The sequence below is a fragment of the Bifidobacterium sp. B4111 genome (assembly GCF_026537235.1).
In the GTDB taxonomy this organism is placed as follows: Bacteria; Actinomycetota; Actinomycetes; order Actinomycetales; family Bifidobacteriaceae; genus Bombiscardovia.
Genome location: NZ_JAFNMO010000003.1, coordinates 63,182 through 78,239 on the forward strand (window position 1 = coordinate 63,182; position 15,058 = coordinate 78,239).

General features: G+C 61.7%; 12 protein-coding genes. 6 read left to right on the plus strand and 6 right to left on the minus strand.

The features are described from left to right. Positions 1-398: 398 nt before the first annotated feature. The 5 genes from dnaB to J3T93_RS06475 all read left to right on the plus strand — a co-directional run bounded on the left by dnaB (position 399) and on the right by J3T93_RS06475 (position 6,296). Entirely contained in the window at positions 399-1,739 is a 1,341-nt protein-coding gene (gene dnaB / locus J3T93_RS06455) for a replicative DNA helicase (protein ID WP_267431114.1), read from the plus strand. A 2-nt stretch (positions 1,740-1,741) separates the two neighbouring features. Further along, the gene (locus tag J3T93_RS06460; RefSeq protein ID WP_267399214.1) at positions 1,742-3,133 is read left to right on the plus strand and encodes a Mur ligase family protein; all 1,392 of its coding nucleotides are present in this window, start codon (positions 1,742-1,744) and stop codon (positions 3,131-3,133) included. 26 nt (positions 3,134-3,159) lie between these two features. After that, complete coding sequence (locus J3T93_RS06465; RefSeq protein WP_267431018.1) at positions 3,160-3,960, plus strand: type 1 glutamine amidotransferase; 801 nt, start codon at positions 3,160-3,162, stop codon at positions 3,958-3,960. Between the two features lie 201 nt (positions 3,961-4,161). Continuing rightward, a complete protein-coding gene (locus J3T93_RS06470; RefSeq protein ID WP_267399216.1) occupies positions 4,162-4,494 on the plus strand; it encodes a phasin family protein in 333 nt (110 codons plus the stop codon). Positions 4,495-4,586: 92 nt separating this feature from the next. Beyond that, the gene (locus J3T93_RS06475; protein ID WP_267431019.1) at positions 4,587-6,296 is read left to right on the plus strand and encodes an ABC1 kinase family protein; all 1,710 of its coding nucleotides are present in this window, start codon (positions 4,587-4,589) and stop codon (positions 6,294-6,296) included. 50 nt (positions 6,297-6,346) lie between these two features. Here the strand turns inward: J3T93_RS06475 and J3T93_RS06480 are convergent, their stop codons facing one another. Continuing rightward, the gene (locus J3T93_RS06480) at positions 6,347-7,150 is read right to left on the minus strand and encodes an aldo/keto reductase (RefSeq protein ID WP_267431115.1); all 804 of its coding nucleotides are present in this window, start codon (positions 7,148-7,150) and stop codon (positions 6,347-6,349) included. Positions 7,151-7,680: 530 nt separating this feature from the next. On the opposite strand from J3T93_RS06480, the gene J3T93_RS06485 reads away from it, so the two are divergent. Further along, complete coding sequence (locus tag J3T93_RS06485) at positions 7,681-8,466, plus strand: glycerophosphodiester phosphodiesterase family protein (RefSeq protein ID WP_267431020.1); 786 nt, start codon at positions 7,681-7,683, stop codon at positions 8,464-8,466. On the opposite strand, the gene J3T93_RS06490 is transcribed toward J3T93_RS06485, so the two are convergent. From J3T93_RS06490 to J3T93_RS06510, 5 genes are all read right to left on the minus strand, one after another. Beyond that, positions 8,435-10,411 (minus strand): ABC transporter permease, encoded by a 1,977-nt coding sequence (locus J3T93_RS06490; RefSeq protein ID WP_267431021.1) that lies wholly within the window; start codon positions 10,409-10,411, stop codon positions 8,435-8,437. The two genes, J3T93_RS06485 and J3T93_RS06490, sit on opposite strands and share 32 nt — an antisense overlap. 405 nt (positions 10,412-10,816) lie before the next feature. Next, positions 10,817-12,214 (minus strand): hypothetical protein, encoded by a 1,398-nt coding sequence (locus tag J3T93_RS06495; protein WP_267431023.1) that lies wholly within the window; start codon positions 12,212-12,214, stop codon positions 10,817-10,819. A 157-nt stretch (positions 12,215-12,371) separates the two neighbouring features. Continuing rightward, on the minus strand, positions 12,372-13,010 hold the full coding sequence (upp, locus tag J3T93_RS06500; RefSeq protein WP_015022561.1) for a uracil phosphoribosyltransferase: 639 nt from the start codon (positions 13,008-13,010) through the stop codon (positions 12,372-12,374). Positions 13,011-13,258: 248 nt separating this feature from the next. Beyond that, on the minus strand, positions 13,259-13,954 hold the full coding sequence (locus J3T93_RS06505; RefSeq protein ID WP_024626983.1) for a hypothetical protein: 696 nt from the start codon (positions 13,952-13,954) through the stop codon (positions 13,259-13,261). 13 nt (positions 13,955-13,967) lie between these two features. Further along, entirely contained in the window at positions 13,968-15,047 is a 1,080-nt protein-coding gene (locus J3T93_RS06510; RefSeq protein ID WP_267431024.1) for an NUDIX hydrolase, read from the minus strand. Between the last annotated feature and the right edge of the window lie 11 nt (positions 15,048-15,058).

Consider the following 15,058-nt stretch of genomic DNA (forward strand, 5'->3'; position numbering starts at 1 on the left):
CTGGACTGAAGACACAACCCCTGGAAGTCAGTCCGTGGACGCCTTGCCGGTAGATGCCGTATCACCAAATAGGCCCGAGTGCAAGCTGGATTGATGATATGGAAGACTGTCCCCAAGTTTTACACAGAGTTATACCCATGAGGTGGATAAGTTGCGCACATGTCCTCTAGGACACGCCTTGAATGTGGATAACTTATTTTTCTATGCACATGCAGAGGCGACTCTGTGCTGCACCGGAGAGCTCGGTACCTCCTGGTGAATGCCTTGGGTGAAATCCTCCTCTGAGGGCTGTTAAGGACGGTCTTCTTCGTAGAATCGTGGCTATGGCTTCCGACGACTACACCGACTACACCCATCCCGAACAGCATCCCACCGATCATGCCCAGACCGGCCGTGACATGCTCTTCGACCGGGTGCCCCCGCATGACGACGATGCGGAGATGGCCGTCTTGGGCGGCATGCTCATGAGCAAGGATGCCATCGGCGAGGTCAGCCAGATGATTGACATATCCGACTTCTACCAGCCCAAGCACCAGACCATCTACGAGGCCATCGTCACCCTCTTTTCGGCCTCCCAGCCGGTGGATGCGGTCCTGGTGGCCAACGAGCTGCTCAAGTCCGGCGACTTGGAGAAGGTGGGGGGCACTGACTATCTGCACTCTCTGGTGGCCTCGGTTCCTACAGCCGCCAACGCCACCTACTATGCGGAAATCGTCCACCAGCGGGCCATCCTGCGCAATGTGATCGCGGCCGGCACCAAGATCGCCCAGCTGGGCTACTCGGCCGAGGGCTCCCAGGCCGAGGACATCGTCAACCTGGCTCAGGCCGAAGTCTACGAGATGAGCGTGGGCAGGGTCCGACAGGATTACGAGGCCATCGGTCCGGTCGTCCATGACACCCTGGACCAGTTGGACAAACTGCAGAACGGCGACATGGAGCGGGGCGTGCCCACCGGCTTCAAGAGCATCGACGACGTGACCCAGGGCCTGCAGCCCGGGCAGATGATCGTGGTGGCCGGCCGCCCCGCCATGGGCAAGTCCACCCTGGGCATCGACTTCGCCCGCGCTGCGGCCCTCCACAACAACATGACCACGGTGGTCTTCTCCCTGGAGATGAGCAAGACCGAGCTGGCCCAGCGCATCATCTCGGCCGAGACCGACATCCCCCTGGTGGCCCTGCGTCGGGCGGACGACATCACCCCCGAACGCTGGAACACCCTGAACACCTTCTGGAGCAGACTCCAGGATGCCCCGCTCTTCCTGGATGATTCGCCCAACATGAGCCTGATGGAGATCCGCGCCAAGTGCCGTCGGCTCAAGCAGACCAACGACCTGAAACTGGTGGTCATCGACTACCTGCAGCTGATGACCTCGGGCAAGCGGGTCGAGTCCCGCCAGCAGGAGGTCTCCGACTTCTCGCGCGCCCTGAAGCTGCTGGCCAAGGAGCTGGAGGTGCCGGTGGTGGCGCTGAGCCAGCTCAACCGCGGCCCTGAGATGCGCAACGACAAAAAGCCCATGCTCTCCGACCTGCGCGAGTCGGGATCCATCGAGCAGGATGCCGATGTGGTCTTTCTGGTCCACCGGCCGGACTTCTACGACAAGAAGGACCGCCCGGGGGAGGCCGATATCATCCTGGCCAAGCACCGCAACGGCCCCACTGACACCTTCAAGCTGGCCTTCCTGGGCGAGAAGTCCAAGTTCAAGGACATGCCCCAGGACTACCAGCAGGGAGGGGTCTGATCATGCGTTCAACGGCTTCCAAGACGCAGCCTGCCGATCAGCCGGGTCGTTCTTCCCGACGCTGGCGTTCGCTCCTGGCCCTTCTGGTTGGCAAGGCTGTGCGCCTCGTTTCGCGTCTGTCCCATCACGGCGGTTCGGCGCTGCCTGGCAAGGTGGTCGAGCGGATTGACCCGGGCTTCCTGGCCAGGACCTTGTCGGAGCTGCCCCGTGGTGTGGTCCTGGTCTCGGGGACCAACGGCAAGACCACCACCACCAGGATGGTGGCCTCCATGCTGGAATCCCTGGGTCTCAAAGTCTTCACCAACCCGACCGGGTCCAACTTCACCCGCGGCGTGGTCTCGGCCTTGGTTTCTGCACTGGGGCTGTCCGGCCGGCTGCATGCTGATATTGCCGTTCTGGAGCTGGACGAAGCCTATGCGGTTCACTTTGTGCGACAGGTCAAGCCCCGCTACGCCCTCCTGCTCAATGTCATGCGTGATCAGCTGGACCGGTTTGGGGAAATCGATACTACTGCCCGGCTGCTGGGTCAGGTGGCTCAGGCCACCACGGGCACGGTGGTCCTCAACCGTGAGGATCCGCGCATCGCTAGGTTGGCCGCTCAGACACCGGCCCAGACCGGCGTGGCCTACTTCGGTCTGTCAGACGATCTGCTGACCTATTTCCCCACTGATGACGACATGCATGCCTCGGATCGGGAGTCTGACGGTGCCGGTGCGGACAATGTTTCCCGTTCGTTCCGTCCCGGCCATCGGTTGCCGGCCGAGGCGACCCTGGAGCGAGTCATGGAACACAGGGCCGCCTTCCGCCTGGATGGTCGGCTTCTGGAGACCGATTTGCGTCTGGAGGGCGTCTACAACTTCTACAATGCGGCCGCTGCTCTGGCGTTGGTGAGGGTCGTGCTGGAAGACAGGGAGCCTGATGATGCAGCGCTCATGGATGCCCTGTCCAAGGTGACGCCCGCCTTCGGGCGTGGAGAGGTCATCACCTACCAGGGCGCGCCGGTCGAGCTGGTCCTGGTCAAAAATCCCATGGGCTTCCGTCTGGCCCTGTCCTCCTTCAACCCTGTCGGTCAGGACACCATGATCGGCATCCGTGACGAGTATGCGGACGGGCGTGACATGAGCTGGCTCTGGGATGTGGACTTCACCTCGCTCAGAGATACCGGCGTGGCCATGGTTTCCGGCACCCGGGCCTATGACATGGCCCTGCGCCTGGCCTATGACCAAGTGCCCACTGAGGCAATCGAGACCGACTTGGATCGGGCGCTGACAGCCTTCCTCAAGGCGCACCCAGGGCGTCCTAAGCGGATCTACTGCACTTACACGTCTATGCTCCGGCTTCGGTCCGCCCTCGGCAGGATCACGAGTGTGGACGATGCCGGGGTGGGCGCATGAGCGAGAGAATCAAAAGGAGCGCAGGAATGCCGCAGACACAGGATAAGGCCGAGGCTGCGGGAAACCGTCCACCGCTGCGGATTCTTTCCCTCTACCACCGTGATATGAACATCTATGGGGATTCAGGGAACATACTCAGCGTGATCCGCAGGGCTGAGCTGTACGGGTTCCGTCCCTTGGTCCGATATTACGATCCCGGCGATGCGTGGCCGGAGGGAATCGATATGATTCTGGGCGGCGGAGGCCAGGACCATGGCCAGGAACGGATTATCGACGACCTGCATAAGCGGAGCAGGCTGCTGCGTGATCTGGCCGACCAGGATGTGCCCATGCTGATGATCTGCGGGCTCTATCAGCTTTTCGGCCACTATTTTGAGACCTCCGAGCATGAGCGTCTGGAGGGGGTCGGCATCCTTGACGCGCACACCGTTGCCCAGCCCGATCGGATGATCGGCAACCTGGTGGAGCAGGCACAGGACTTCGGCAGGGTGGTCGGCTACGAGAATCACTCGGGTCTGACCTATCTGGGGAAGGGGACCCAGCCCCTGGGCACGGTGGCCGAAGACGGCCGCGGCAACAATGGCAAGGACCACACCGAGGGAGCCCGATGGAAGAAGATCATCGGCACCTACATGCATGGGTCATTGCTGCCTAAGAACCCGGCCATCACGGACTTCCTTATCAAGGGAGCAGCAGAAAGACGGTATGGTCAGGGCACCCTCGCCCAGATGCAGGCGGCCATGGACCAGAAGAGCCGGAGCGAGCTGGAGCGTCTGGACTCTTTGGCAGATCAGGCCAGCCGCATCGCTGCGTCAAGGCCCCGATGAGAGGAAGCCTGTTCCGGCGAGCTCTCGATCGAGGGTGGCAGTCAGCGCCAGTGAAAGGGCCCGGACCGTCCGTCTTGTCATAGTGTCGAGCCGGATCGGTCAAGGATATTCGTCTAGACTGTAGAAAGAGACGGCCGTTCGTCTCTCAGCGGTCAACAGGGCCCGGTACCTCGAGGGCTTATGAATGCTTGGAGGCATATCATGTCGGATTTGCATATAGGTGATGGATTGCACAAGGTGCTTCTGGCTGGCATCGGAGCGCTGGCCACAGGGGTGGAGAAGAGCCAGGAGGTCGTCGACAGCCTGGTCAAGAAGGGCGAGCTGACGGTCGAGCAGGGGCGGATTCTCAATACCGAGCTCAAACGCAACAGGCAGAACCGTCCTGCTCCGGCTCCAGCCGCTGGCGCGCCCAGGCCAGCAACTCATGTTGCCCCCTTCCGTCCTGACCAGGAGCCGCAGGCGCCAATTCCGGATCGCCGGCCCGGGTCCATCCCCATCACCTCCAATGATCCCATCGCGGGCCAGCAGGGCTGAAGGCAGCCAATCGCTGTCGGCGTCGGTCATCTGCACCGGGAGGTCCCGTGCCGGTCGGCCATGCGGGCAAAGGATGCGGGTGAGCAGTGAGCATGGATGCCATGAATGGACATGATGCCCAGGTGCAGACCATTGGCCTCTTCGGGGTTGGAACGGGAGCGCACCAAGGGGCGGCAGGAAGGATCCGGCACAGGCGTGGCAGGGTCCGCCGATTGGCGGAGATGATTCGCATCGCCAACCGGTTCGACATCATCCACGGTCTGACCCCGGTCACCATGCGTCGCATGTTCGAGGCGCTTGGGCCCACTTTCGTCAAGGTGGGCCAGATTCTCTCCATGCGTTCTGAGATCTTGCCGGAGGCCTTCTGTCGTGAGCTTTCCAAGTTGCGCGCTGACGCGGATCCCATTCCCTATTCTGTGGTGACCAGCACCCTTGCCGCCGAGTATGGCCGTCCACTCGACCAGATCTTCTCCTCGATAGACTCTGTTCCTCTTGGTTCGGCCTCTCTGGCGCAGGTGCATCGGGCGCGCCTGGTGAGCGGGGAGGACGTGGCCGTCAAGGTCCAGCGCCCGGGAATTCAAGAGACCATGGCCCAGGACATCGACATTCTGCGTAGCATGGTCAGGTGGGCCTCGCGGTTCGTCCGCAGCAGCCAGGTGGTGGACCTGCGCGGGGTGGTCGAAGAGCTCTGGGAGACCTTCCAGTCCGAGGTCGACTTCCAGCAGGAGGCTGCGAATCTGGCGGAGTTCAAGGATTTCTGCGACTCCTATGCCTATATCGACTGTCCGAAGCCCTATCCCGGGCTCTGCACCAGGCATGTGGTGGTGATGGAGTACATCGACGGGATATCCCTTTCACGGCCCGCGCAACTGGTAGCCCAGGGCTATGACCTGAGGGAGATCGGCACCAAGCTTGTCGACAACTATGCCAGCCAGATCATGGACCGGGGCTTCTTTCACGCTGATCCGCACCCTGGCAACATCATCATCCGCGATGGCTGTATTGTGCTTATCGACTTGGGGATGGTCGGCCGCCTGGACAAGGTGACCAAAGCGGCCTTGAAGGACATGATTTTCGCAGTAGGGCGCGAGGATTCACCGGCCCTGGCCCAGGGCCTGCTCCGCTTCGCCGGCACCGGAGAGGCCAGGGCCGAGGACTACCCCTATCTGCTGGCCGATCTGGATGCTGTCGTCCAGCGGTTCGGCAAGCTGGATCTGGCCGATCTTGATATCGCCGAATACGTCAATGCCGTCATGAAGCTGGCCGCCCGGCATGGCATCAAGGTGCCAGGGTCGGTCACCATGGTGGCGCGGTGCCTGGTCACCCTTGAAGGACTCCTGGATGAGTTCCTGCCCGAGGCCAATATCGTGCAGATCATAGCCGACCATGTCGCCTGCAGCCAGGGCGCAGGGTCAAGGCTCAAGGAAGAGACCCGGAAGCTGGGCGCCCAGGGCGATCTGGCCCTGCACGGCCTTCTGGGCGCCTTGGCCGAGTCTCAGACTGCAGCCAGGATGCTGACCCGGGGCCAGCTTCGGGCCAACGTGCAGCTGGTGGGGTCCGAGGAGCCCCTGCAGCAGCTGTCCGACATGGTCAACAGACTGACCATGGCCCTCATTGTCGTCGGCCTCTATGTGGGCTCTTCAATCGTCTACTTCGCCCGCATCAAACCAGTGGTCTTCGGCATTCCGGTGGTCAGTATGCTGGGATACGTGGTGGCCTTCATCCTTTCGGTCTGGATAGTCCTGGACATCCTGATCAAGCATCGGGCCCTCAAGCGTCGGCGACGCAACGGTGAAGCCTAGACTGAGAGCCCGCCCATCCTGCACAGATACAGATACTGTCTGATGCTGAATCAGTTGGCGAAGTCCTCCACGGTCTCGGGGGATTCGTGGTTCATGAAGGCGGATTTGCCGGTATCCATGGCCCGCAGCCGGTCCATCTCCTGGTCGCTGAACTGGAAGTCCCAGATGTCAAGGTTCTCGCGCATGCGCTCGCGGTGGGTGGTCTTAGGAATAACGATGACCCCGTCCTGAACCAGGAAGCGCAGGGCCACCTGGGCCGCGGTCCGGCCGTGTGCCTGCCCGATCTCGGTGAGGGTCGGGTTGGTGAACATACCCTGGCGTCCCTCGGCGAAGGGTCCCCAGGATTCGATCCGGGTGCCGTACTTGTCCATGTAGGCACGTTCCTGGAGGCGTTGGTGGAAGACATGGGTCTCCAGCTGGTTGACGGCGGGGACGATTCTGTTGAACTTGACCAGGTCCACATAGCGGTCGGCATAGAAGTTCGAGACGCCGATGGCCCGCAGGAGACCTTGGTCATAGAGGTCCTCAAGGGCATGCCAGGCTGCGTAGTAGTCGTTGAAGGGCTGGTGGAGGAGGACCAGGTCCAGGTGGTCCGTGCCCAGCTTCTTCATGGACTCCTCGACCGAGACCTTCGTCTTGTCGTATCCGTAGTTGGTGATCCAGACCTTGGTGGTCAGAAAGACCTGGTCGCGGTCGAGGCCGCTCTGGGCCAGGGCATCTCCAACGGCCTGCTCGTTTCCATAGGCCTGGGCCGTGTCGATGGCCCGATACCCTGCCTCCAAGGCATCCATGACGGAACGCCGGCACTCGTCGTGGTCGGCGATCTGGTAGACACCGAAGCCCTCCATGGGCATGAGGACACCGTTGTTGAGCGTGACGGTCGGGATTGATATGGATTGAGTCTCGTGCAAGGTCAGGCCTCTTCTCTGATACCGATGGGGCGGAGCGGATGATGGAACCGCTTTGCCCTTTTAGTCCACCATATGCCTGTGAAGCCACTCGAAGTCAAATTGACGACCCCGGTTTTACATTCCGGTGATGCTAGCGTGGATGGTGACATACCTGACGGCGGGAGGCGATGATGAGGTCCAAGGGACATTCGATTGGCAAGGTCGCCCTGGGTTTAAGTCTCGGGGCGCTGGGGGCATGGTGCTGGGCCCTGGCACCGGGGATTTCGGTGGTCGCGGGCAGGAGACGGCCGACGAGCCTCTCCTGCCGTCCATATGCTCATAGGGGATTGCACGATGCCGGGTCTGGTATGGATTCGGACGAGCCCGGCCCAGCGCGGACGGCGTATCTGAACCGGGTCCATGAGTGTCTGCAGGTCGAATCAGCAAGATCGGCTGGCAGGCATGCATCGTCGGGGAGGCCGGAGGAGGTCGCCATGGCAGTGGCTCCGGAGAACTCCTTGCCTGCCTTCGAGGCCGCATGTGAAGCCGGCTATGGCATCGAGTTGGACGTCCACCTCAGCCGCGACGGCCAGGTGGTGGTCATCCATGACGGGGACCTAAAACGGGTGGCGGGTGTCAATTGTGCCGTGGCGGACCTGACCTATGCGCAATTGCAGCAGATTCCCCTCTACCCTAGGGAAAACGCGGCGGATGGCCCCGATGACAGGGGCCCGATGCATGCCGATCATGTCGGAGGTCGAGGCGGGCAGACAGCAGATGGGGAGGTAGGGAGTCCTGAAGCCCCGCACGTACCCCTTCTGTCCGAAGTGCTTGCGCTGGTGGATGGCCGGGCGCCCCTGATCGTCGAGATCAAGATGGATGGCGGATTGGACAGGGAGCTCATGAGCAAGACCGATGCCCTCCTTTCCGCTTATCGCGGGGACTATGTCATCGAATCCTTCAATGTCCTGGCGCTTGCCTGGTATCGGGCCCACCGGCCCGAGGTGATCCGAGGGCAGTTGATGGCCCCATACCACGGTCGAGTGGACTCCTTCGATTCGGCCCTGCGGTGGATTGCCGGCTCCCTCCTCTTCAATTGGCTGGGCCGGCCGGACTTCGTGGCCTGCGAGTGGCATGGCGGCCACTCTGTGCCCATGCGCCTCTACCGATTCCTCGGCGGGGTCCCAATCGCCTGGACCATCCGTTCCGAACAGGCCCAGGAGACCGCCGGCCCGGATTTCGACGGCATCATCTTCGAGTCCTATCTGCCCAAGAACTGAACCAGCCGTAGAGACCGGAGATCAGGGCGGCCAGGGCCATCGCGCACAAGGACATGATGAGGAAGTAATCGTATGGCAGGGGCACCATGTCCATGTCGACCTGCTTCGACAAGGCCCTGAAGATGATTGCCAGCACACCCACCATGGCCAGGGCCGAGAGAAGGGTGGCCGAAAGGGTGTCAATCACCGATTCCCAGACGGAGGCGCGGACCAATGTTCCGTGTAAAACACCAGCGGCATGCATCCTGCGATTTTCCTGACGGCGCTCGCTGACGGCGATGGCGCAGGATTGGACCAGGAAGATGGATGTGAGGATGACGGCTCCACCCACCATCTTGGGCAGGGCCCGTTGCACCTCCTGGGACCTGCCTATGTCATACCTGATGTGCTCTTTCCTGGTGCGCGCCTTGATGTCCTTATGGTCCCATGAACCGTTGAGCCGACTGGCCAGGTCGTCCGTCTGGACTCCCGGGGCGGCCTTGACCAGGGTGGTCAGTCCCCTGGGGTCGGGTGCCAGATCAATCAGGCCGGTATCCGTACTCAGGTATTGCTCCGTCTGCCCTGTGGGGGTCATGTCAACTACGGCGGTGATGGTTACTGTGTGGCGTCGGTTGTTCTTGTCGACCAGGTCCAGCTTGTGCCCCAAGGGGTCCTGCTTGTTGTGGTACAAGGACCAATTCGGGGTGACGGCAATCCTGCCCGGGCCCAGGTCGTCAGCGGATCCCTTGACGAAGTTGGGGCTGAGTTTGTCGGTGGCATTGCCAGCCTTGTTGATGTGCATGGTCGTGATGGCGGGAAGGTTGTCCGTTGTCTCCTCATCATCGGCCGCGCTGGTTCTGTCTTCTTCCACCCTCCAGACATCCTTGCTGTAGGTGACGGCGGATTCGATGTCTGATGAAGACTGAAGTCGCCGGTCCAGGTCCCCTGTCCGTTCGCTTCCTGCACTGATCACGACATCGGCCGCGACCGGCTTGTATCGGTCGATGGCTGAGTTGGCCCAGCTCGTTCTGGCCATGCTCAGCATGCCGGTCATGATGACCAGCATCAGGATGACGGGCAGGGCTATTGCAGTGGAACTGCGGCTTTCCTTGTACGCTCTTTGCCTGGCCAGGAGGCCGGAACCGTGGGAGATGAGCTGAAAGGGGATGCCTATCAGATTGTTGCAGGCAGACACCAGGACGGGGGCCAGAGCGCCGACGGCGACAAGCATGCAGCCGGTGGCAGCCAGAATCTGACTCTCCACATCCATGCTGTGGAAGTTGTGGAAGACCAGGACCAGGCCGCCGACCAGGCCTGCCAGGGCGGTCACCAGGCGCAAGGGACCGATCGGCTTGGCTCCCGCCCGGTGCTCCGAGGCCTGCATGGCCTCGATGGGAGATATGGATGTGATCCTCCTGGCGGCGAACCAGGCCCCTATCAGGCAGGCCAGAAGGATGCCGCCGAAGGAGATGAGGGCCCCCTCGGGATGGGGCCGGGCAGTCATGCTCAGCTGTTCGAGACCCGAGTTGATGAGGGACTTGGCGAAGAAGGGAACCAGGGAGCAGCCTGCCGCACTGCCGATCAGGTCGGCCAGGCCCAAAGGAATGATGAACTCCAGCAGACAGATCAGTCGCACCAGCCTGGGGGAGGCTCCGGAAAGACGCATCATGGCATACTCGCGCCGGCGACGTTCAATCAGGAATCCTACGGAGGTGATGACCAGGAAGATCGAGATGAACCCACAGACACAAGCGGCCATGATGGACAGCTGTTTGGCAGCTTCCTGCGCGCTCTGTGCCATTGTGCGGTCGAAGACGCTCAGGGTCTGCATGTCCGGCATCCCGTCGCCCATCCGCGCGGCCAAGGCGACCTGGACCCAGGCGCTGGTCAGCGCAGATGAGGCAATGACCGCCAGGACCATGACCGTGTAAGAGGCTCGATGCTCATGGAGGAGGGATGAGACCAAAGAAAGCAGATCAGGCCTCCTGACGGTTCCGGTTCTGGTTCCGGCATTTGGGTATGGTGCCCTGTTCGTCCTCGTCGTCTGCATAGCCGGAGTCCCTCCATCCGATTTCCATGGGTCCGTCTCATCGGGGGCATCCCGATTGTTCGGATACCACCATTCGAGCACAGGAAGGACCGCCCCTCAGGGTGTTTTCGGGGTCGGATCAGTGATGAATCAGGGTACCTGATTACAGCAGGAAATACGGCATGGAGATGCCGGGCATGCTCGGATGGGCAAAAATCTGTCAACTAAGACCGTTCGCGGGTTGGCTCTTGGAAGGCTGGGACTCTGGGTCGCTCGGTCGGTACATGGAAACAAATCGGAGAGGAACTGGCAGGGATGGTATTCGTACTATCCCGAGGCCGGCTATTGGGGATCCTGATTGTGCTCATCTGAGTGGAAGAGGTGGGTTATTCTCTTTTTCAGATTGGCGTTATGCAGAATTTCCGACGACTGGCGGGAGACGGAGCCGGCTATCCTGCCACCGAGCTCCTTGGCCTGGTTCAGGGCCTGGTCACCAAGGTCGCGGGCATTGTCCACGCCTCCCTTGGTCCGGTCAAGGGCCTGGCCGCTCAGATCCCAAGCGGTGCTTACGCCTTTCAGGGTCTTTCCTAGAACCTGCCCGCCGATGTTGCGTGCGGTATCGACGCCCTCCCTGCTTGTTTCCATGATCTGGGACGTGGTATCACGGGCTGCATCCAGCCAGGGTCGGGAGGTGAGGGGGTCGCTGCTCCGGTCCAGTCCGATGCCCTGGCCGAATTCCGCCATGTCCTGCTTGATCAGGTTGCAGTAATCAACTATTCGTGGCGACTGTTGGGGGTGGAGCAGAACCTCCTTGTTGGCTTTTTCTGCTGTCTGATCAAGTTGCTTGAGTAGATGGTCGGCATTCTCTGAAATGACACGGACACGGTGTTCACGCGCGGTCTTCACCGCCTGGCGGTGTTGGTCGAGTTCATCGGGTTCCACCTGGGCGACCCGGTCCAGTTCCAGGATCGTGCTGGCATCCTGCAGTTGGAGTGATCTGGCCAGGACGGCCAGCCACTCATTGATCTGATCCCGGTAATTCCCCATGTCGGTGCCCAGGTCATGGACCCCTGATCCATCACCTATCTTCTCGGTGATGACATTGATTTGGCGGATTGCGTAAGCCTGCGTCTGGGCGATGGCCAACGACGTGGCCTGCACCTTGTCCCAGGTGGTCTGTGAAACGTGCTCGATCTGGTTGCGCGCGGCCAGGGCATCTTCGATGACCAGGTTGACCCCGACCATGTTGGTCAGGACCGTGTCCCGCTGGGCGCGCAGGATGTCGTCCACATGCTTGTCGATTCTCCGCAGGTACTCCACCATGGCCTGCATGGTCTGTTGAAGCTCATACTGGGTTATAAGGGCACCGATGTTGGTCAGCATGACCGGAGAAAGGGCGGATTTCCAACCGTCTAGGAACCGCTGCCCACCCTGGGCCTCCTCGCCATCCTTCACCAGGACCGTGCCTGCGGACAGGCCCGTGCGCTGGTCCCGGTGCAGGTCATATTGGCTGAGGGCTTTGGGGACCTTCCCGTCTTGCCTGACCCATTTGCCGGATAAAGCCCTATCGCCAAGGACCTGAGCGACCATTCCCGATAGGTACCCTCGGTCGGTATGGGGATTGATGGGCTCGGCCAATGATTGCAGATGGTGCGACTGCAGGAACCCGTCGATGGCTTCGAGGTCCCCCAGTATTGCCATGCTGTCGCCGTCGTCGATGACCTGTATTGATTCAACCATGATCGGCCTCTCCCCGGGCAATCGTGACTATTCGACCCCTAGGGGAAGCCTATCATCGCAAGTCGGGAAAAGGGGAGATTGAACGGCGTTCTGTCTACTTATAAAAAACGGTGGGGATCGTCAATGCGCGACGATCCCCACCGAAGAAAGAACAGAATCAGTCGATGACGCCGTAAAGGCGGTCGCCGGCATCGCCCAGGCCGGGCACGATGTAGGCGTGCTCGTTCAGCTTCTGATCGACTGCGCAGACCACCACTTTGAGGTTGATGGAGGGGTCCATCTCCTCCTTGAGTCGGTTCAGGCCCTCGGGAGCGGCCAGAATGTTGATGGAGGTCACGTCCTTGGCGCCGCGCTCGGCCAGGTATTTGGTGGCGGCGATCAAGGTGCCGCCGGTGGCCAGCATGGGATCCAGCAGGAAGCACTGACGGCCGGAGAGGTCCTCAGGCAGGCGGTTGGCGTAGGTGATGATGTCCAGGGTGTTCTCGTCGCGCTTGAGACCGAGGAATCCGACCTCAGCGGTAGGCAACAGACGGGTCATGCCGTCAAGCATGCCCAGCCCGGCACGCAGGATGGGAACAACCATGGGGCGCGGGGAGCAGAGCTTCTTGCCCACCATGGGAGCGACAGGGGTCTCGATGGGGTGATCCTCTATGTCCAGATTGCGGGTGGCTTCGTAGGCCTCAAGCATGACCAGTTCGCTGATCAGCTCGCGGAAAGTGTTGGAAGGGGTGTTTTTGTCCCGCAGTACGGTCAGCTTATGCTCGATCAACGGGTGTTCCAGTACGTGAAGTTCCATACCTCTCAGCGTAGCTCAGCGGGTCGGCTTCTGGTAGCGACCGGCAAGCCATGCTGTTTTCGATTCGGGAATGGAAATGAAAACGCCGAACCATGTAAGCGCCTGTCGGCGCAAACGCCGCTCGCAGCGGCAACAAACGGAGCCCGGGGCTTAGCCATGGTCCGACGCAGTCCCCATTGTAGGGCATGCCGGGGTCTGATCTGCGCTCGCGACGCGCTTACGCTTCCGGCTTGAAAGGGTGGCGGGTTCTACTCCAGCCGTCCTCGCCGCCAGAGCGAGGCGCCCCGCATGAAGTCACGGGCCGTCTGATTAAGGGAGTTGACGGTGCGCTGTGCTGCGTCCACCTCCTTGGCCTCCTGACCGTCCAGCTGCCGGCTCTGGGCATCCCGGATGGTGGTCTTGATGCCGCGGGCGATCACGTCGCAGAAGGCTCCGGCCCGTTCCAGGGCTATGGCGAAGTCGCCGGTAAAGGCTCCGGAGAGGATGGAGTCGGCGGTTCGGATGATGTCGTCGGCCTCTGGGGCTTGGTCGACGCCGGCTATGGCTGATGCAGCGGTGTCGGTGGGTTCGCCCAGCCGCCACAGCCGACTGATTCCATCGGCGTCCTTACGCATCCAGCTGCGAAGCATGTAGAGCCGCCAAAGAATGCCGGGCAGGGAGTCGGGGTCGCTGTCGCTCCAGAGCTCAGCCACGACATCCACGCCCTCGCGGTCCACAAGGGTCAGAACCCGTTTTACGATGACGGGGTCGGCGCTGTGGTGGACCCGGTCCAGCAGGGAGGCGGCCGAAACGTGGCTCATCTCGCTGATCTGCTGCGGGTCCATGCCTCCGGAGAGCTGGTCGGCGATGGCCGGATCCAGCTGGCCCGGGCGTGAGGGTCGGGATGCTCCGGTGCCGGACGCCACGAATCCCGTACGGGAAGAGCGGATTGAGGATGAGCCGATTCTGGAGTTGCTGTCAGTAGACAATGGGAGTCACCTTCTGTATGTCGATGATGGTCGGATGATTGGGGTCGCCGGTCAGACTGAGAACGACGGCGTTGCCGGTGGGCATGAAGGGGGAGTCGTCAGGCAGCCGTTTGGACAGTGATCCGCTGGAGCACAGCCCGCGTAGCTTTTCGAAGATGCCGCCCAGGACCGGGCGATGCATGCAGATCATTGTGGTTCGGTTTCCTGTCAGCAGGTCGGCCATCTGCCTGTCCAACCAGCTGTGGGCCTGTTGGGGGCGGCGGTGGTAGGAGGACTCCGTCAGGCAGGCCACCATCTCCATGGGCAGGCCTACCTCGTCGGCGTAGGGTCGCAACGTCTGCACACAGCGGATCCAGGGGGAGGACAGGAGGTGGTCGGGCGCGAAGCAGGCCAGCTCCCGAGCCAGGGCGTAGGAGGTGCCGGCGCCCCTGGGGGTCAGAGGACGATTCGCGTCCTTGCCTGTCCACTCCTTGCGTGCCACTGCCTTGCCGTGGCGGACGATGATCAACTGACGAGCCCGGATGCCGCCCTGCTCCACCCTGTCCACGAAGGCATCCAGTATGGTTCTGTCGCTGGGGTGGGTCAATAGTTTGCGGGCTTCGGAGACTCCGACCCATCGTATCTGGTCGACTTCCCTGGAATCAGGCCGGTGGATGGGTCCCAGCAGTGCGCTCTGACCGGCGGCGTGTTCCGAGTCGGTCAGCGTGGCCATCCAGTAACAGATATGTTTGAGCCTGCCGCCCTTGCCGCCCCGGCGTCGGCCCTCGTTGTTCAGGGGATATTCGGCATCTCCCAGGTATGGCCCCAGCCGGACAAGACAGCCTGTCTCCTCGCCGACCTCGCGCACGGCCGCACGCATGTGGGTCTCACGATTCTCCAGCTTGCCCTTGGGCCAGCTCCAGTCGTCGTACTTGGGACGATGGACCAGACAGAGCTCCAGCTCATCGAGGTCGGAGCGTGGGCTGGCTCCCGAGGCCGCCCGGCCGTCGTCGCTGAATTTCATCCATCCCTGGAAGCTTGTGCGCCACCGGTAGAGGATGGCTCCGGCTGCCTCGACCGTCCTGCTCATGGCCGGGTGCC